Genomic DNA, 18,914 nt, shown 5'->3' with positions numbered 1-18,914 from the left:
TTATTTAAAAATTATAGGGAAAAATTAACTCCAAAATTGAACGTCAGCGGTAACGGATAACCGAATGCTGGTGTTTCGGGATCTACTCCTGTAAAGCTTTTCGATTTTATCGTCCAAAGATTCTGAACACTTGCATACATCCTGAAATTGACAATATTATAATGCTCCATTAAAGATTTCGGGAACGTATAGCCCAACTGTAAAACCCTCAGCTTCAGATAACTTCCGCTTTCTACATAATATGATGAGAATCTGGATTCTGCATTGCTGTCCACTGTCGTAAGCGCAGGAATATCCGAATTGGGATTTTGCGGCGACCACGCATTCAGAAGCCTTGTCCCTTTATTGGAACCGACATCATCCACACTCCAGAAATCAGTCTGGTATTTTTTTGAGTTAATGACATCCACATCACCGATGCCCTGCCAGAATGTTGAAAGATCAAAGTTTTTATATGAAAAGTTAAGGTTGATACCATACATAAATCCCGGATTCGGATTGCCAATCCACGTTCTGTCTTTGTCGTCAATCATTCCATCACCATTTAGATCTGCATAGCGGATTCTTCCCAAACCTTTACCTGACTGATTGGCAGAATTATCCACCTCTGCCTGCGTCCTGAAAAGTCCGTCGGCAACATAACCGTACATTGAGTTAATGGGGCGTCCCAGAATATTATCCGTTGTTCCGTTTCCACCATAATTATTGATAACCGATTGCGGAAGTTCGGTAATTTTGTTACGGTTCATCGAGATGTTCCCTGAAACTTCGTAACGGAAACCGCCTGCTGTTTCATTCTGATAGGACAATGCAACCTCGATCCCTTTGTTTTCCATAGATGCCCCATTGATCCATCGATCTCCTCCTTCTCCGATCACCCCAAGATAAGGTGGTAATACCAAAATGTCTTTTGTTGCTTTTTTATATACATCGATACTCCCTGTCAGTTTTTGATTAAAGAATCCGAAATCCAGACCGAGATTAGTCTGTGTAGTGGTTTCCCATCTCAGGTCATCATTTTTTGTCTGCGTTGCGATAAATCCTGATGGTAATAACCCACTTCCGACACCGGAAATATCGTAAGCCGTACCATAAGATGTTGCCCACGTTGGATTTCCTCCCGCATAATTTGCTATATAAAGGGAATAAACCGCCGAATTGCTGATTTCCTGGTTTCCGGTCTGTCCCCAACCTGCTCTTAATCTCAAATCTGAGAAAAACGGAATAAGATGTTCCGCAAAATGTTCTTTATTGATTCTCCATCCTGCCGAAAATGCAGGGAATGTTCCGAAACGGTTGTTTTTACCGAATCTTGAAGAGCCGTCGTAACGCATTGTTGCAGAAAAAAGGTATCGGTTGTCATAATCGTAAGAGAATTTTCCGAAGTAGGACAACAGGCTGTAATACGTGGAGCTTCCACCGTTGAAAGCATCTCCTGTACCCGCATCTGGATACATATAGTCGGGTGTTTCTATCAGGAATCCTTCTTTTCTAAGCCACGTATTTTTAAATGTATCCTTGTACATTTCCATTCCGCCCAACACATCAAAATGGTGTTTTCCAGTTTTTGCCGTGTACTGTGCGGTATTGGACCACGTCCATTTTTCCGTGTCTGACTGGTCGATGTTTACTGCATTGGTTTTGTTTTGCAGATAACCCGAAACATAGCTTCTTTGCAGCATTCTTTTGTAATAATTGGAAAGATCTATTCCGAAGCTGGATTTTAAGGTCAGATTTTTCACAGGCTGCAATTCTGCATAAACATTTCCGAAGAATCTTTGGTATTGGTAACTGTTGTCTTTATTATATTCCAAAAGTCTGACAGGATTTTGCCGGTCATTCATTCCGCCAACCGGACCGCCCCACCCGATTCCGTCTAAAGTATGAACGGGAATGATGGGCAAAGCACGTAATGCGGGATCCAAAACGCCCGGATCCATAAGCTCATTGGTTTTATTAAAGGTGAAATTTTCTCCGATTTTCAGTTTTCCTTCAAAAAAGTTATAAGAGGTATTGACACGGGCAGACAATCTTTTGAAATTGGTAAGCTTCACGATTCCATCATTGTTATAATATCCCAAAGAGAAAAAGTAAGAACCTTTGTCCGAAGCGCTAGAAGCAGAAACATCCAGCGAATTGGCAACACCTGTCTGCGAAACCTCATCATACCAGTTGGTATCGGCTGACTTTATGGTTTTTGCGGCATCCAGATATTCCGGAACATTGCTGTTGTATAAGGTCGGAACACCATTCTGAACACCCCAGTCGAAATTGTAGCTCAAATTGTTGCTATTAGGGTTCAGTCCGTCATTGATGTTGGCCTGCCAAAGCACCTGTCCGAATTGTTTGGCATTCAGAACCTCTGTTTTTTTAGTATACTGTGAATACGCCGTATAATAATTAAGGTCGATTCTCATCTTCCCTTTTTTACCTTTTTTGGTAGTGATAATGATAACACCATTAGCAGCCCTGGAACCGTAGATACTTGCTGAGGATGCATCTTTCAGCACCTGCATCGTTTCGATATCGCTTGGGTTGAGTTCGTTCATTCCGGCTTTTGTGGGAACACCGTCAATCACATAAAGTGGATCCGTATTATTTAACGTTCCCACACCACGAATCAGCACTTTGGTATTACTGCCGGAAGGAGATCCGTCGGCTGTGATATTAACACCTGCTACTCGTCCCTGCAAAGATTTAATTGGATTCGGTTCGGTCTGCTTGTTCAGGTCTTTCATATCCACCACGGAAACCGCACCGGTAATGTCTGCCTTTTTCTGCTTGGTATATCCGGTTACGATGACCTCATCTATACTTTTTATTTTCTCTGCAGCTAAAACGATGTTAAGAATTGTCTTTTCATCTACAACCACTTCACGGGTGGAATAATCGGGATAAGTGAAAACTAAAGTGTTTCCTTTTTGCAGGTCATTGATCTGAAATGCACCGCTGCTGTCTGTTGTTGTATTGGCTCCTGTTTCTGAAACGGTTACAATAACCCCGCTCAGCGGTTTCTGATTTGAGGAAACTACCTTACCTTTAATGACTTCCTGCGCAAATACATACGAAAAAGGCAGAAGACAAAAGGCGATGGCTATTTTGTATTTCTTCATAGTATAGTTTTTATTTGATATTAATCTGATGTGCATTGATGTTCAGAGTACTTCCTTTTGTATCTGTGGATAAGCTCAGTTCCGAAAAGCTTTCATTAGGGAAGAAGATTTCGGTCATTACCTTTTCGCCGTTATTGAAGAAAATTTCGATGGAAGTTTTATCCAGGACAATTTTGAACGCTGCAATTTGGTAGTTTTTTGCTAATGGAGCTTTTGAAACCCTGTCTGCAAAATTGCCCTTAAAATCGGTTTTCCCGGATTGGGTACGGTCAATAAACAGCTCTTGCTTGTTATTGTCAATTCCGAAAATCACCCTTTCTCCCAATGAATTTTTCAAAGCAAAAGTGTAAACTCCTTTGGTCATTTTTTTGAGATCAACATCTAACACTGCTTTGGAAAGATCTATTTCTCCTTTGCCGATGAGCTTTTTATCAGAAACAAGGCTAATTTCTTTTCTGATTGTTTTTCCTTCATAATTTTTGAGTTGGGAAACAGGATTATTTTTCAAAATATAACCTTCTTTGGTCCGTTTTAAAGTTACTTCACGAGGAATAGTAGAACTTCCTCTCCATTTTTCCGTAGGCACATTCGGTGAATAATCCCAGTTTGACATCCATCCGATAATCACTCTTTTGTTATCCGGAACATTATCAAAAGAAACACTTGCATAATTATCGCGTCCCCAATCCAGCCAGACTACTTTTTCTTTTTCGAGCTGTTTTGTAAAAACATCATCCATTTTGAAGGTTTTTCCGTCAAAATCACCTACAAAATACTGTGCAGCAGAGCCTCCGTTTGGGCCACCCGGATTGATGTTAACGATAAGCACCCATTTTTCTTCATTGGTTCCCTCTACCTTTATGGGGAAAAGGTCCGGACACTCCCAAACACCGCCGTGTCCGCCGACATCTTTACCAAATTCTGAAAGGAAGGTCCAGCCTTTCAGGTTTTTTGAGGCATAAAAATGCTGCCTGTCCTGTACCGCCAATCCCATTACCCATTGTTTTCTTTTGGCATCCCAGAAAACTTTCGGATCCCTGAAATCTTTTATTCCGGGATTTTTCAATACAGGATTATTACTGTATTTGGTCCAGGTTTTTCCATTATCCAAAGAATAAGCGATTGCCTGAGACTGTGCGTCAATTTCTCCGGCTTGCTCTTTCTTCATATCGTGATAGGTAAAAATTGCCACCAACGGAACATTCTTCCCATCACCAAAACCTGATGTATTATCCTTATCCACAACTGCACTTCCTGAGAATATCGCACCTTTTTCATCATAGGCAATGGCAGGAGCCAATTCTTCCCATTTTATAAGATCTTTGCTGATGGCGTGTCCCCAATGCATCTTACCAAAATCCGGCACGCTCTGAAACGGCGTATATTGGAAAAATAAATGATAAGTTCCGTTGAGATAAAACAGACCGTTTGGATCATTCATCCAGCCCTTTTGAGGCGTGAAGTGATAATTAGGTCTGTAAAGCTGCTCTTCAGACGTTTTCGAGCCTGACTGTGCGTTGAGCCCGGAATAAAACGTTGCAGCAATGATTAAAGTTGATATGATTCTCTTCATTATGATTATTTAATAGGAATTTTTTGAATTATTTTAAAAACACTTTATTCAATTTATAGAGGTGTTCTTTCTGATGATTATATTGATTTGTAGATCTATTTCGTCAGTGTTTTGCTTAATTTTTCCAGAGATATACCCTTTGTTTCCGGCATCATAAACATCACGAATAATAATTGGAATACCATTGCAATGGTAAAGACTAAAAACACGGTTCCAGCTCCAATGGTGGAAAATAATGTAGGAATCAAGGATGGGATGATTGCTGCCAAAAGCCAGTGTGTGGAACTTCCGAAAGCCTGCCCCGATGCCCTAAGATGATTCGGAAAAATCTCCGAGATAAATACCCAAATCACCGTTCCCTGACCAATAGCGTGAGAAGCAATGAAGAGGAACAGGAAAATAGGAATCGCCAATCCCGACCAATGGAAATAAAACGCCATAGAAACCAATCCCAGAGAAATGATATATCCTACGGAACCTAAATACATCAGTGTTCTTCTCCCGACTTTATCAATGAGATTAACCCCAACCAGAGTGAAAACCATATTCACAACACCGATCCCAATACTGCTGAGCAGTGCTGTTTTCTCGCCCAAACCTGCTTCGCCAAAAATCCTTGGTGCATAATACAGGAATGCGTTGATACCCGACATCTGATTAAAAAAGGCTACTAGAAAAGCCAACATCAGCGGAAAACGGTATTTTTTCATAAAGATATTTTCCTTTGGTGATTCTGCGTGGTCATCTTCCATCTGGGTGATCAAAGTTTCAGAATCCTGATCCGGACTCAGGATTTTCATCACTTTTTTCGCTTCTTCTATTCTGGAATGGGAAACCAGCCATCTCGGACTTTCCGGAATGGTGAATACACATAATGTATAAATGGCTGCAGGAATTGCCTGTACACCAAGCATCCATCTCCAGTCGTTATCGCCGATACCGCTTAATAAATAATTTGATAAAAATGCGATTAAAATCCCCAGAACAATATTAAACTGATACAGTGAAACCATCCTTCCGCGGTCTTTTGCAGGTGCAATCTCTGAAATATAAGCCGGTGCAGCAATCGTAGAAGCACCTACTCCTAAACCACCCATAAACCTGAAAAATGCAAACAGATAAGGATCATTGGAAAGCGCAGTTCCTATGGCAGAAAACGCATATAAGACACCAATGATCAAGAGCGTTTTTTTCCGTCCTAATGTATTGGTCGGGATTCCGCCGAAAATAGCCCCTATCACTGTACCCCATAATGCCATCCCCATCACGACCGCTCCGTGAAATGCATCTGAGCTGTTCCACAACGTCTGCAATTTTTTGTCTGCGCCGGAAATCACTACCACGTCAAATCCAAAAAGAAATCCTGCCAAAGCTGCCGTAATAGACCACATAAGAATTTTATTCATCCTTTAAAATATTTATTTGTTTGTGGCTAATATATCCCGGGGCGGTAATCCGAAGGTCTAATTATGTAACTAAATATTTCGGCAAGGTTAATTATTTGTTAAGTAATTTCAACAAACTGAAATTCAATAATTTACTGAAAAATAAATTTATTAAAGTTTAATCAGGTTTCAAAAATGTAACATCGTTTTATAAAAATGTTACGTGACTTTTGGTGTTTATAAGATTTATAACCATTTACTATTATGAAAATTTCATCCAAAAAATGAGTCAAGGCATGTGGTTTTTGGGTCAGGAACTTTTAGAAATTATAATTCGTATGGAAAGCTGGTTATTCGTCCGGATGAAGGTGTGTTATTCAGAACGTATAATAAAAAAGCAGCAGTTTGATTTTCTGCTGCTGGATATGATAAAAATAGTATATGTGAAAATTGATATTAAATATAAGTTAAGCTTTAGGTTTTGTTATTACAATGTTACATTCAAATAGGTGATCATTTGATTTTACAAACTTTTTTATCACTCCTTCCCTGCAGACTTTCTAAAGGCATTAGGGGATATGCCAAACTTATTTTTAAAAACAGTAGAGAAATAATTCGGAGAAGAAAAACCGGTTTTGTATGCAATCTCAGAAATAGTCAGTTCAGGATTTTGAAGCATCGATTTGGCCTGTTCCAGGCGAAAATTGTTGATATAATCGCTTACGTTTACATCAAACATCGCTTTTATCTTTCTATAAAGCTGAATTCTGGAAATATTGAGCAGGTCTGCAAGATTTTCTACTGAGAAATCGGGATTATCGATATTGGTTTTGATAAGTTGGTTCAGATTATTCACAAATGTTTGCTCCATGCTTCCGAACGATTTGCTGTCCACAATTCTGCCGATATTGTTTGTATAGTAATAACGCAGTTTTTCGCGGTTGTAAAGCAGCGCACGCAGTGACTGTATCAGAATAGGGTAACTGAAAGGTTTTGTAAGGTAAAGGTCAACGCCGGATTTCAGTCCCTGCAGGTAGGATTCTTTATTATCCAAAGCTGTCAGAAGAATGACAGGAATATGTGATGTACGAAGGTCATTTTTTAGAATTTCACAGATTTCAAAACCGTTTTTGTCCGGAAGATTGACATCACAAACGATAATATCCGGAATTTCACTCAATGCCTTATCAATTGCATCCGTACCGTCAGACACCATTACTTCAAACTCATTCTGAAGCTTTTTACTTAAAAAGAAGGATAAATCCAAATTATCCTCTACCAAAAACAGCGAATAACGTTCGCCCTGAAACTCCTGATTTTGGGTAATCGTCTCGTCTTCCAATCCTGTAAAAACAGTATCTTTTGCTAGACTTTCAGCATCTGCGAGACTGGGTTCTTTCACCATTTGGTCTTCGTTGAAATGCTTGTTTCCCTTGTAAAGGCTGATGACAAACTCCGTTCCCTGAAAAGAGCTCACTTCTATCTTCCCAAGATGAAGCTCTATGAACTGCCTGCTAAGATGAAGCCCGATTCCTGAACTGTTTTTTCTGTTATTGGAACCTTTGAAATAAGCTTCAAAGACATTGCTGACCTCTTTTTCGGGGATTCCGATTCCGTTATCTTTAAAGCTGATGACCGCCTGATTGCCTTTTTCCTGAATTGTAATTTCAATCTTTCCATTGTCCGGCGTAAATTTGAAAGCATTCGATAAAAGGTTGAAATAAACTTTATCCATCAGGTTTCTGTCAATATAAAGCTCAAGGTTTTTATTTTGTGAATGAATTTCGAATTTGATATTTCTTTTCTTAGCTTCATTCTCAAAATCACGAAAAATCGCATACGTAAAATCATAGATATTCGTTTTGGAAACTCTCAGATTAAAAGTCTGATTTTCTATTTTTCTAAAATCCAGCAGGTTATCCACCAATCTCAATAATCTGTTGGAGTTTTTATTGATCAACTCTAACTCATAGGATGGTTTTGCACCTTTAGTTTTACCGGAATCCATCAAAGATTCCAATGAACTGAGAATAAGCGTGATGGGTGTTTTAAATTCATGAGACAATCCCGTGAAAAAATTAACCCTTGCCTCATTACTGTCTTTCAACTCATTGGCAATGGTTTCAATCTGGTTTCTTTGAATAGTAATTCTCTCGTTGGTAAGGGTAAGCTGCTTATTTTTTATCTTGATCGCATAAATAAGGTAAATAGAATAAGCCACCAGGCAAAACATCAATATCAACAATATGATAGACCAGCGGAACAATTCTTTTTGCGAAGAATAAAGCTCGATCTGCTTTTTAACTGCCTGTACCTGATTTTCTATAATCCCTTGTTGCTCAATGATTTTATCAAACTGATTACGCATAATTTCCGCATTCATTCTGTCGATGATCGTTGTGCTGAGCTTGATTCGTTTGGGAACGGCAACACCGTTATGAATTTTAATTGCAGTCTCAATGGCTTCTGCCCCACCTGTCGGATACAATAAAGTGGCGTTCAGCTTTCCGTCCAGAACCATTTGTATTCCGCCGTCTTTCGTATTCAGTCCGTCAATGCCGATAAATTTGATTTGATTTTCCAAACCTTTATTCCTTGCAGCCTGCCACGCAATGGCGGCAAGCTCATCATTAAAAGCAAAAACATACAGACTTTGATTTCCCAAGGAATCAAGTGTTTTCCGGAAAGCGTCTACAGGAAGACCTTTAAAGGTTTTTATCAGATCTGTGTTGGGATTGTTTTTGATGATTTCCTGAAAGCCGAGACTTCTTTCTATGGTTGGAGAGGAATTGTCATCGCCACTTATTTCGATAACTTTTTTATAATTTTTGGAATCTGAAAGAATGTAACTGGCCGCTTCTTTACCAATCTCCAAGTTGTCTGCACCTATATAGGTTGTATATTGTTCTGAATTGATTTTCCTGTCGAGCAAAATAACCGGAATATTTTTGGCAGCCGCTTTTTCCACTACAGGAATCAAGGATTCTGGATCAATCGGTGAGATAATAATCACATCCACCTTACGATCGATCATTTTTTGTATGTCCTGAACCTGCTTGCTAACCGAATTTTCTGCTTTCTGTATGTTCAGCTCTACTTCGGAATGGAGTGATGCCTGTATTTCCATAGCATGGTTCATTGTCAATCTCCAGGGATGATTTCCCAACCCCTGTGAAAATCCGATACTTATTTTGTCTGAAGTTTTCTGAGATTCTTTACAAGAAGAAAAAACAAGGAAAAACAGAAGAAATAACATTCTATAAGCCTGAGGAAAACCAAAAACTTTCAAAAATTTTATTGTTGACATATGAACACAATATTAATGAAGTTGTTGCATACAGGCAATTTTTAATTACAGTATTTTGTATTCAATCTTCTCTATTTATTATATACATATTTGATTTGATTCATAAGGCGACAGAAATTCTGGCTAATTTTAACAGTATTGTCAAGTTTAATCAATAGTTCTTGCTGGTTCATAGTACAGTATGACCGAGCCTCCGCTAAAGGTTTGCGTTCTTAAGAGCTTAAGAATAATCCTGCTATTTATGTTTTCAAATAACGGCAGACCATTTCCAACAATAACAGGATAAACACATAGCTGGAATTCGTCTATCAGATTAAGTTTCATTAATTGGATAATCAGGCTTCGGCTTCCTACTAAAATATCTTTACCTGTTTGCTGTTTTAATTTCAGGACCTCTTCTTTCAACTCCCCAGCGGCTAACTTTGCACTTTCCCATTCTATATTTTTCAGACTGTTGGAAAAAACGATTTTAGGAATTTTATCAATTGCCTGTGCAAAGTCGTCCATTGATTTTTCACCTGAGGGATTCTTTACATAAGGTCGCCAATATTCCATAAGCTGATAGGTTATTCTACCATATAAAATAACATCTGCCTGGTTTAACAGATCAGTATAATGCTTATGTATTTCTTCATCGGGAATACCTGCCGTATGATCACAAAATCCATCAAGTGTCATATTAAATGCCGCAATTATTTTTCTCATATCGGTCTAATGATTTTATTTGATCATTGAATTTAAAAGTTTACATTTTATCGGGGCTTTGCATAGGACAAGAAAAATGTTCAAAGAATAATTTTGAATTCTTTGTCAGTTACTAAAAGGACTATACTCAGAATGCACATTAGCAGTGAATTGTAATAGTGTTCATATTCATTATGTGACATGTGTGTTGTAAAAGCACCTACTGCAAAAGGAAAAAGTATTAATACAGCAAGATTCTTTATTGGTGGTTTAAACAATCCAATTATCAATAACACAACGCCAATTAACTCGCCAATGCCGATTAATATTGTCCACGTTTTATTAAATCCTAAGTTCTGCATATTCTGCATCATAGTCTGTTTTTGAAATACTTTAAATAACGAAGCGTATCCAAATACATACAGATAGTAGGCATATGCACTCCAATGAATTAATGTTTTAATTACCGTCATTTTGTTGATTTTAGAATTAAGACAAATTTATTTTTTAACTTTCAGAATTAAAAGAACTGACAAAATTGTATGGTACTAATAAAAAAGTATGTATGAATAAAAGGAAAATAAACTCTACAAATCATATTAACGAAGTTCAGATAAATGAGAATTGTGGAATTGCTTACACATTATCATTAATAGGAGGAAGATGGAAAATTAATATTCTTTCTTATTTACTAAACGAAAATAGGTTACGTTACAATGAATTATTAAAACGTCTGTCAGGAATTTCAGAACGCATGCTTATTGCAAAATTGAAAGAGTTGGAAAATGATAATTTGATAAATAGAATTGTTTATCAACAAGTTCCTCCAAAGGTTGAATATGAGTTAACGGATTTAGGGAAGTCATTATCGGATATAATGAAATTAATGGACAGTTGGGGAGAAAAACAATTAAAAATGTAAAATGACAAGCAATTTTGTGTCAGACGGACAGATTTACAAAACCCAACTTTTTTTTATAAATTTGGTTCAATTCAAGGTTTAACGTTTGTGCGCAATTTCCCACCCGAATGCCAGGCTGCGAACCTTTAGCGATCATTTGTAAAAAGATAACTCATTCAAATTTAAAAGCATGATAAACGACAATAAACATTTAAAGGACTTTGAAAATTTTATGCAAGTAAGACTTAAAGCCTCGGGAGATTTTGTAGAAGGAAAATTTGAACCTTTAGAGAAAATATCTGTAAAAAAATCTCCTGCAACAATTTTCCCACCACCAGGAATCTGTATTCAAGGTGCCAGCGAAGTGAATACTTTCAATAAAGAAGGTGCGACCAATTTCCTACCCGGCGCCAAAAATGAATTTGAGGTAATGCATCAGGATGCGGATGAGCATTTGGCATATTGGACAGGTATTCAACGTTCGACAGTGAAAATGAAAGGGCAGGACAATGACGTTATATTTAATTTAAGAGTGACAGAGATATTTCGAAAAGAGAACGACGAATGGAAATTAATGCATCGCCATGCAGACAAACTAACAGAATAATAAAAGGCAATGATATACTAAAATGCACCCAAAATTTTTTGTTTCTTCAAAACCGTAAAAGAAAGCAGATGACAGTATATTGAAGTATTGTGAGTAACCTAATTTTATACTGGTACATTTAAGTATTAACATTTTAATTTATATTAACTAGGATTCTGCTGCATCTCAGTCCATCTGATGCAAAAAGCTTGTTGACGATAATTCTTTCTACTTACTTTTTAAGGAAGTTAGACAGTTTTTGTACGTATCTATCAAAGCTTCTGCTACAATTTTGGGATCTTGCTGATGTATTCCATGGCTGTAACGCGGTAACAAGATCAACCGGCTATTACTGTTATTTTTTATCATTTCTGCATAATGATTTATTCTTAATTCATCCAATTCTTTCCACCACGGGATTAAATTGATCCCTAATTTCAGATTTTCGTTCATCTTTGTTTCATAATGTTCAATATGCTTGTTGTATGAAATCATTACGGTTACAGGAATGTCTTTAAGAGGCTGTAAGGATTTGTATCTTTTAAAGAATTCCGGTGAGCTTTCATTCAGTTCTCTCTTTGCCTCATTTCGAAAACCATCTGATGTTAAGGTATCATTTATAATGTTTTTAAGATTTATCACAAATAATTCCCTATAGCCTGTAGAGCTTGATGTATTAATTTTCACTTTGTTGTCTTCGTCTTTTGTAAGCATAAAATCTGTAGGATCTATAAAAAACAGACCACAAATTTCATTTGGATACATTGAGGCATACAGACGTATAAACGGTCCGCCTATAGAATGTCCTGCCAATAGATAAGGTGGACTTATTTTTAAAGCTGCTAGCAAATCATGAAGTCTTTTGATAACATCTTCATCTGTTTTTATGGAAGTATCGATTTCTGACTCTCCAATTCCATTTCTGTCATAAACTACCCCTGCAAAACTTTTTTGAATGAAAGGAAACAAACTTCCATAGCCTCCACCTCCTGAACCGAGACCACTTTCAAAGATTACTATTGGCTCATTAGCTTTTCTTTCATCAAGTCCAAAAGTTTTATATGCTATTTGCTTATTGTTAATGGATACAAATTTTCTTTCAGAAGTCTGCGAAAAAAATAATGTTATTGAAAAGAAAGTAATAAATACAGTTATTTTTATGGATTTCATCTTTTTTGATTTAGTATAAGTAGCAGGTCTTAAAATTACGTTCACTCAAAACACATTCAATTTGCATTCTGAATATTTTAAACAATATTAATGAATTTTAAGCCACAATATACTTTAATGCATGATTTAACCCCAGCATTGCTTTTAAGCAAAACATAAGGAGATGTATTCCACACAAAACCCTTCATACCAATTTTATAACATCAATTGCCGGCACATTAAAACAAAAAAAACACCAAATCATTGATTTTCAAACCCATAAAAACCAATACATTTTCAATCATGGCGAGTTTTAACAAGATTCTCCAAATCCGCATCGCCTTTTCTGTTGAGCTTCGCACACATGCTGGCGATTATTTTCCGTTACGAAGAACCTTCCGGTATAGTTCAAAAAAGTTCAAAAAACGTTATTTTAATCGTCTTACAGAAACTTGCGTGACAGGACCTGAACCCGTTGAGCCGGAGCTTGCATACTTGAGTGTGTAATCTTGTGTATTTATAGCCCTAAACGAATAGGTATTTGCGGCCTGCATCGGAATCGAAGTAATTAAGGTATATGTTTGTAATCCGCCGGTCGGCGCTGCATATGTGTCATTTACTCTGGCTACCCACAACCCGGTGTTATTATTCCATATACCAATAACCGGTGAAGTTCCGTTGGCAGTGGAAATCTGTACATTCATGTTAATCTGATAAACCCCGTCAGCAGACACTTTAAAAGAATTGGTTGTAGCCGTACCTGTATAAAGATTTTCGTTATCGATAATTTCATTGTTCAGATTGCCAATGGGATTGGCTACCGTAGCGCCCGGAGCACCTGCGCCACTCGTATCTGCAGTCATTTGAACAGTAATTTCCTGCGCAACTAAAAACTGTCCATTAACAACTATTACTGTTCCTGTTGATGTAGGAACGCCGGCTAAAGTTTGCCATGAAGGTGCAGCACCTGGTCCATTTGATTTCAGTACCTGGCCTATTGCACCTGCTGAACCTGCAGTATTACTATTACCCCCGACATTAAGTTCATTCGTAATTTGTAACGAACCATTCACATGAAGATTTTTTTGAGGTGTTGAAGTACCGATACCCACTTGAGCAGAAATTGCCGAACATATCGAAAAGGTCAATAAAAAAAGTGTTTTTTTCATACTTAGCATGTTTAAAAATAAAGTTAAAAAGCAGCCTCTTCTTGCGATTCCAGGGATCAGAGAGAATGGAGAGGAGGCTGAATATAGTGTTCATTTGTGTTTTTAGAATCCGAAAATCCTTAGCTACATTCTAATATTGTATTTTAGCTCCATTAATTACTGAAATGGATTACCATCTTTACTCATAGTTTTATAGCAAATAAATATTTTATAAACTAAAAGTTCTTTAAATAATTATCTTATTACAAAATTACCAACATTCGATGTAAATTATAAAGAATTCGCATCGACATATATCGATAAACGCATAGATGTTTATAGCTAATAATCTACTATCGCTAAGTTTGAAACTTTTTCCTGGGGTAATTATTGAGTACAGTCAGTGCTCTGAAACTTACTACGTAAGAATTAGTACAGTTAACAGATTAATATCATTGGAACTAAGATATCATTGATGCAGATATTGCGGATAGTCAGCAATATTTATGTAAACAGTATGGAAATATAGAAGGTTATCTAAAAGATATTGGGCGACTTAGCGCCGAGACGGCTGGAAAACTGGAAACTTATAGGTATTTCTAAATGTTACTTTGAATCAGAAGTAACGATCTTTCTATCAATAAAAAAATGTAGTCCATCAACTTCACATCATTACCAATTAAACCTGGCCAATTTTTTCAAACAGTTCAGGGTACTTCTCAACAAAGCCGTTATGATCAACTGTTAGTATTGCTTTAAAATCAGAGTCTATGTTTTCATAAGAAAAACTGAGCGTATCAAGTTTTGTGTATCTCTGCTTTACTGGTTTTATATGACCCTGTAAAATATCTATGTAAATAACATCAATATCCTGTGGCACCTTTTCCTTAAAGACTAGATTGTTTATAGGTAATGAATTTGTGAAAGGACTAAGGGAAATATCAATATAGTGTATGTTCGCCAATTCAGGTTCAGGTATATTATTAATTTCCCAGACACAATTTCTTTTTTTTCCGGTATAAGAAGTTGTGATAGAGTTTATTTCAGTAACTATTGTAAACTCATTAATAAACCAATTATCGTCAATTAGCAAATGATAAGTGACTGCGAAAACTGTATCCTCCTGAATACCAATAATTTTTGAATTAACCTTTAACGACCCTTCTTTTTTTTCGATTTTAAAATATTCAAGAGACTGATTGGCGAGTCCTTTCCAAAGAATTATTTTCATAAGGTAAATATTGTTTTGTTCATCAAATATCGAATGACCAGCATATTAGGAGTTTAAAATATTACAGAGCACCTTTAAAACATAATACTTTTGTGATAGTTCCAAGCCAAATTTTGATAAAGACTCTTGACCTCTTAAACTATATTACCAAAGTGCTACTGATTTCTTGGTTTAAGTTATGCCATTTGTCAGAAACTTAATAGTGATGCCTATTTGTCCCAGATGATAAAAATCGTGATGTATCAGTCCAGTGGCTAAATATTGGTAATTATGCGGGAAAGATGCATATGGATATGGGCTGTATAAATAGGAATCATCTTTTTCTGCCAGAAATGATATCAGCTGTTGTTGGCTGGTATAAAAACCATTTAGAAGATTTTCCCATCCCATTTCTTTAAGCTCTTCATTACTCCGCCAATTTGCGGCATCACTCATTTCAAGACCTCTTGGATTTCCTTGAAGTCTGCTTAAAACCTCCTTGCGCCATTCGGTTAAATGAGAGATAAGCTCCGCAACACTATGCAGATTGGCAATAGGACGTTCAAAAGCGGTTTCATCATTAACTTTTAAAAGTTTCTTCTTAAAATTTTCGTCAATCCATAGATCTGCATTCTCAACGTCCTTCAGTTGTTGAATTAAATCCATAATCAAAATATTTTCCATTTAGTTAGCATTAAGAAGTTTGACTTATTATTTTTAGTTTCAACTTAAGAATTCCATACCATTGCCTACCCTAAGCTTGAATTCATTACCGGTTTTGTCTCCAGCAATTTTCCATTAATTTATTTCCATACTTTTTACAAAATATAGGTATTTTGAAGAAAAATTGAAATGCATAAAGGAGGAATTACCAGGAATGTTCTTCAATTCGGGAATGCAATATTTTACTTTAACTTATAGTTATGCTTCATCTCTTGTATTCTTTACAAGACCTATTCCGGAGAAAAAGAAGATCAAACCGATCACGCCAACTACAGATAACGTAGTATATGCAGAACTTTTGTTGATCAATTCGTATCCAGTATAAATCATACCTGCAATTCCAAGGATTGTAAGTATTGCTCCAAATGTGCGTTTTACGTTCATAATATTTTTGATTAAGTGGGTTATGATTTTTATTTTACAAAAATCACACCGTTTCTTTTCATTATTTTTTTGGCCAAGCAGTCCTCAAATTAATCCCTCTCAGGACTGCAATATCTCCTATCCTATTTTACCATTTCGCCCCAATTCTGACGAGGAATTATTGGTTGGTCTCAGTCACACGATTGAAAATGGAAAAGATGTTTCCGAAATGAGCCTCAAATCCTTTGCAGAACTGGAAGCCGTTGTCATCCGGGTTCCCTATAACGAAACATTGGAAATTACCGAGGAACATCTCAAAAACAGAGAAATCAGGAACAGAGCAGTATTGATTCATACAGGCTGGGATGAGCACTGGAGTACAGAACGCTATTATAATAATCATCCTTATCTGACAGAATCCGCACCAGAATACCTTAAAAGCTGCGCTGTAAAACTGGTTGGTATTGATTCCTATAACATTGATTATACAGCAGGTAAAACCCGCCCGGTACATTCTATCTTACTGGGTGCGCAAATACTCATCGTAGAACATCTGTGCAATTTGGAGCTTGCTGCCTGATCAAAATTTCACCTTTACAGCTGCACCTCCAAAATTCAAAGGCGTGGGAACATTCCCTGTCAGGGCTTTTGCTTCCATAAAAAAATCTATGGAGAGGTCTTAAGAAAAAAAACATTGCCATAGCAAACAATATTAAAAAAATGGATTTGCCAGACTGGAACTTCCTCAATTTCCAAAACTTAAGCAGGATTTTTTAGTCAATCGTAGTTTTACTACAATTTTGAAGATTTAATGAAATTTTACATTTAATAGTCTATTTTTATCTAACTTAGGTGACATAATATCAAAAAAAACGCACCAAATATTATGAAAAACACCTCAAATTCTGATAAAGTTTCAGAAAACCATATTTCGGGAATCAACCGTGTGGTAAAACTGGACATTGTGGTTGAGGGCAAGGCTGTCAATCACTTTAAACACTTTCGTTTACAACAAAGTGCAAGAAGGCACCATGATTTTGAGCTGGTATTGGCTTATGACTCTTTAGGCGAGGCCCAAAATCACAATCTTGAACAGGCCCAAAAGTTTTTAGGAAAAAGAATCACCATTGTTTTTAAATATAAAGATGCCGAAACTGAAAGCCCCGAAAGAACATTTGTGGGTCTCATTACCAAAGTAGCATTCAGTCAGGAAAAAATGAGTCTGGGAAATATTATTTTAAAAGGAAAAAGCCCCACTATTCTCATGGATTCCGCTCCACATACCCAAAGTTTCGGAGGAAGCCAGGAGGTGAATACCAATATTATTGCCAACCGGATTATTAAGGAGACATTAGGGGCAAATAAATTTGATTTCAGGATAGATACCCAAAACAAAAGTTATATCAGTTACAGCTCACAATACAACGAAACCCATTACAATTACCTTACAAGGATTGCGGAAGCCTATGGAGAACAGTTCTATTATGACGGTGAGATTCTTCATTTCGGGAAGCTCCCCTCTTCTGAAAAACCTATCCTGCTGGTGTACGGAAGCAATGTAAATGATGTGAATGTTGAGCTGAAAGCCGTTCACACCAAACCGGAATACTTTGGCTATAACAGCAGCAGTCATACTAAAATGGTGGGTGCTGATGATCGCATACAACATTTGGGAGAGTTATCTTCGAAAGCCTACGAACTGAATGATACTATTTTCACAACCCGGTCATTGACTCCTACTCCCATCAATGCCAATATGTTCCGTGATGTAGATGATTCCCAAAAAAGCGCAAGAGGGAGTAAAGCAGTAGAGGTTTTTACTGTTTCAGGACAAACAACAGTTCCATTCCTGTATATTGGCTGTGTTGCAGACTTAGCCATGAGAAAGACCGGCAGCAATGAAACCTCACATTTTACAACGCTGATGATTACAGAGGTGACCCACGAAGTTGATGCAAGAGGATATTATACGGGAAGTTTTGAAGCCATTGCTGAAGGCACTGGTTTCATGCCAAAGCCTGATTTTGAAATGCCCAAAGCTGAACCGCAGGTGGCAACCGTTATATCCAATGTAGATCCACTGAATCAAGGCAGAATACAGGTCCGATTTGACTGGCAGTTAAATGATACGACCCACTTTATCAGAATGATGAGCCCAGATGCAGGCGGAACAGATGCTATTACACAAAACAGAGGTTTTGTAGCCGTTCCGGAAATTGGCGATCAGGTTATGGTGGGATTTGAATACCACAACCCTGATTTTCCATTTGCTATGGGCGGAATGTTTCACGGGAAAGTAGGCCTGGGCGGTGGCGTGGACAATCATTTGAAATCTATACAGACGAGAAGTGGTATCAAGGTCTTAATGAATGACGCGGAAAAAAGTGTAACCATTAAGGATCCAAGCGGAAATACTTATTTTATGGATGGCCAGGGTAATATTCATGTTACTGCACCTAAGAATATGACCTTTACTGCGGGGGAAGATATTCAGATTTCCGTGGGAAGGAATATGACCACTAAGATTGGACAGGACAGCACCATACATATTGGAAATGACCATACCGAATCCATTACAAAGAGATACACTCAGACCTCTGAAAATAAAAGCGTTACCGTTAAACAAGATCAAACAGAAAGCACCGGTAATAAGTTTAAAAGTATTTCCGGAGAAGCAGATATACAGACCTCTAAAGGCGATTTAAAACTAAGAGGAACATCATTGGCCGTATTCCAGGGCGGAAAAGACGTTAAAGTAAGTAAAGGCTAAAT

At 37.2% G+C, this 18,914-nt stretch carries 15 protein-coding genes; 4 read left to right on the top strand and 11 right to left on the bottom strand.

The genetic code is table 11. The features are described 5' to 3' along the window. Nucleotides 1–11 precede the first annotated feature (11 nt). The 6 genes from V6R96_RS06335 to V6R96_RS20740 all read right to left on the bottom strand — a co-directional run bounded on the left by V6R96_RS06335 (nucleotide 12) and on the right by V6R96_RS20740 (nucleotide 10,535). Nucleotides 12–3,113, bottom strand: coding sequence for a TonB-dependent receptor (locus V6R96_RS06335; protein ID WP_336378362.1), 3,102 nt, complete (start codon nucleotides 3,111–3,113; stop codon nucleotides 12–14). A 10-nt stretch (nucleotides 3,114–3,123) separates the two neighbouring features. Beyond that, a complete protein-coding gene (locus tag V6R96_RS06330; RefSeq protein WP_336378361.1) occupies nucleotides 3,124–4,686 on the bottom strand; it encodes a glycoside hydrolase family 32 protein in 1,563 nt (520 codons plus the stop codon). 95 nt (nucleotides 4,687–4,781) lie between these two features. Beyond that, a complete protein-coding gene (locus tag V6R96_RS06325; RefSeq protein ID WP_111954651.1) occupies nucleotides 4,782–6,092 on the bottom strand; it encodes a sugar porter family MFS transporter in 1,311 nt (436 codons plus the stop codon). A gap of 517 nt (nucleotides 6,093–6,609) precedes the next feature. Further along, on the bottom strand, nucleotides 6,610–9,378 hold the full coding sequence (locus tag V6R96_RS06320) for a substrate-binding domain-containing protein (protein ID WP_336378360.1): 2,769 nt from the start codon (nucleotides 9,376–9,378) through the stop codon (nucleotides 6,610–6,612). 147 nt (nucleotides 9,379–9,525) lie between these two features. After that, the gene (locus tag V6R96_RS06315; protein ID WP_336378359.1) at nucleotides 9,526–10,083 is read right to left on the bottom strand and encodes a dihydrofolate reductase family protein; all 558 of its coding nucleotides are present in this window, start codon (nucleotides 10,081–10,083) and stop codon (nucleotides 9,526–9,528) included. 80 nt (nucleotides 10,084–10,163) lie between these two features. Then, nucleotides 10,164–10,535: a DoxX family protein gene (locus V6R96_RS20740; RefSeq protein ID WP_111954645.1), complete on the bottom strand. Its 372-nt coding sequence runs from the start codon at nucleotides 10,533–10,535 to the stop codon at nucleotides 10,164–10,166. A gap of 92 nt (nucleotides 10,536–10,627) precedes the next feature. Between V6R96_RS20740 and V6R96_RS06310 the strand changes: the two genes are divergently transcribed. Continuing rightward, nucleotides 10,628–10,984 (top strand): helix-turn-helix domain-containing protein, encoded by a 357-nt coding sequence (locus V6R96_RS06310; protein ID WP_336378358.1) that lies wholly within the window; start codon nucleotides 10,628–10,630, stop codon nucleotides 10,982–10,984. A 169-nt stretch (nucleotides 10,985–11,153) separates the two neighbouring features. Beyond that, a complete protein-coding gene (locus tag V6R96_RS06305; protein WP_336389744.1) occupies nucleotides 11,154–11,570 on the top strand; it encodes a hypothetical protein in 417 nt (138 codons plus the stop codon). A gap of 207 nt (nucleotides 11,571–11,777) precedes the next feature. Here V6R96_RS06305 and V6R96_RS06300 read toward each other — a convergent pair whose 3' ends face one another. The 5 genes from V6R96_RS06300 to V6R96_RS06280 all read right to left on the bottom strand — a co-directional run bounded on the left by V6R96_RS06300 (nucleotide 11,778) and on the right by V6R96_RS06280 (nucleotide 16,163). Next, the gene (locus tag V6R96_RS06300) at nucleotides 11,778–12,719 is read right to left on the bottom strand and encodes an alpha/beta fold hydrolase (protein ID WP_336378356.1); all 942 of its coding nucleotides are present in this window, start codon (nucleotides 12,717–12,719) and stop codon (nucleotides 11,778–11,780) included. Nucleotides 12,720–13,126: 407 nt separating this feature from the next. Then, nucleotides 13,127–13,771, bottom strand: a complete 645-nt coding sequence (locus V6R96_RS06295; protein WP_336378355.1) for a hypothetical protein — start codon at nucleotides 13,769–13,771, stop codon at nucleotides 13,127–13,129. 754 nt (nucleotides 13,772–14,525) lie between these two features. Next, complete coding sequence (locus V6R96_RS06290; RefSeq protein WP_336378354.1) at nucleotides 14,526–15,077, bottom strand: putative glycolipid-binding domain-containing protein; 552 nt, start codon at nucleotides 15,075–15,077, stop codon at nucleotides 14,526–14,528. A 171-nt stretch (nucleotides 15,078–15,248) separates the two neighbouring features. Next, a complete protein-coding gene (locus tag V6R96_RS06285) occupies nucleotides 15,249–15,722 on the bottom strand; it encodes a DinB family protein (protein ID WP_336378353.1) in 474 nt (157 codons plus the stop codon). 255 nt (nucleotides 15,723–15,977) lie between these two features. Then, the gene (locus tag V6R96_RS06280) at nucleotides 15,978–16,163 is read right to left on the bottom strand and encodes a hypothetical protein (protein ID WP_223559088.1); all 186 of its coding nucleotides are present in this window, start codon (nucleotides 16,161–16,163) and stop codon (nucleotides 15,978–15,980) included. Nucleotides 16,164–16,185: 22 nt separating this feature from the next. Between V6R96_RS06280 and V6R96_RS06275 the strand changes: the two genes are divergently transcribed. Both V6R96_RS06275 and V6R96_RS06270 read left to right on the top strand, forming a co-directional pair. Further along, nucleotides 16,186–16,722, top strand: coding sequence for a cyclase family protein (locus V6R96_RS06275; RefSeq protein WP_336378352.1), 537 nt, complete (start codon nucleotides 16,186–16,188; stop codon nucleotides 16,720–16,722). Nucleotides 16,723–17,028: 306 nt separating this feature from the next. Continuing rightward, nucleotides 17,029–18,912, top strand: a complete 1,884-nt coding sequence (locus V6R96_RS06270; RefSeq protein ID WP_336378351.1) for a phage baseplate assembly protein V — start codon at nucleotides 17,029–17,031, stop codon at nucleotides 18,910–18,912. The last annotated feature ends 2 nt before the right edge of the window (nucleotides 18,913–18,914 follow it).

Source organism: Chryseobacterium sp. CCNWLW53 (assembly GCF_037083525.1).
Classification (GTDB): Bacteria; Bacteroidota; Bacteroidia; order Flavobacteriales; family Weeksellaceae; genus Chryseobacterium; species Chryseobacterium lathyri.
The sequence above is the reverse complement of the archived record's forward strand: the minus strand, read 5'-3'. Positions and strand labels throughout refer to the sequence as shown.

What these genes read in the sequence shown, in the direction of transcription:
- V6R96_RS06310 (WP_336378358.1), top strand. Translation starts at nt 10,628, where the DNA reads ATGAATAAAAGGAAAATAAACTCTACAAATCATATTAACGAAGTTCAG.
- V6R96_RS06320 (WP_336378360.1), bottom strand. Translation starts at nt 9,378, where the DNA reads ATGTCAACAATAAAATTTTTGAAAGTTTTTGGTTTTCCTCAGGCTTAT.
- V6R96_RS06275 (WP_336378352.1), top strand. Translation starts at nt 16,186, where the DNA reads ATGATTTTTATTTTACAAAAATCACACCGTTTCTTTTCATTATTTTTT.
- V6R96_RS06315 (WP_336378359.1), bottom strand. Translation starts at nt 10,083, where the DNA reads ATGAGAAAAATAATTGCGGCATTTAATATGACACTTGATGGATTTTGT.
- V6R96_RS20740 (WP_111954645.1), bottom strand. Translation starts at nt 10,535, where the DNA reads ATGACGGTAATTAAAACATTAATTCATTGGAGTGCATATGCCTACTAT.
- V6R96_RS06330 (WP_336378361.1), bottom strand. Translation starts at nt 4,686, where the DNA reads ATGAAGAGAATCATATCAACTTTAATCATTGCTGCAACGTTTTATTCC.
- V6R96_RS06280 (WP_223559088.1), bottom strand. Translation starts at nt 16,163, where the DNA reads ATGAACGTAAAACGCACATTTGGAGCAATACTTACAATCCTTGGAATT.
- V6R96_RS06270 (WP_336378351.1), top strand. Translation starts at nt 17,029, where the DNA reads ATGAAAAACACCTCAAATTCTGATAAAGTTTCAGAAAACCATATTTCG.
- V6R96_RS06290 (WP_336378354.1), bottom strand. Translation starts at nt 15,077, where the DNA reads ATGAAAATAATTCTTTGGAAAGGACTCGCCAATCAGTCTCTTGAATAT.
- V6R96_RS06300 (WP_336378356.1), bottom strand. Translation starts at nt 12,719, where the DNA reads ATGAAATCCATAAAAATAACTGTATTTATTACTTTCTTTTCAATAACA.
- V6R96_RS06325 (WP_111954651.1), bottom strand. Translation starts at nt 6,092, where the DNA reads ATGAATAAAATTCTTATGTGGTCTATTACGGCAGCTTTGGCAGGATTT.
- V6R96_RS06305 (WP_336389744.1), top strand. Translation starts at nt 11,154, where the DNA reads ATGATAAACGACAATAAACATTTAAAGGACTTTGAAAATTTTATGCAA.
- V6R96_RS06285 (WP_336378353.1), bottom strand. Translation starts at nt 15,722, where the DNA reads ATGGATTTAATTCAACAACTGAAGGACGTTGAGAATGCAGATCTATGG.
- V6R96_RS06335 (WP_336378362.1), bottom strand. Translation starts at nt 3,113, where the DNA reads ATGAAGAAATACAAAATAGCCATCGCCTTTTGTCTTCTGCCTTTTTCG.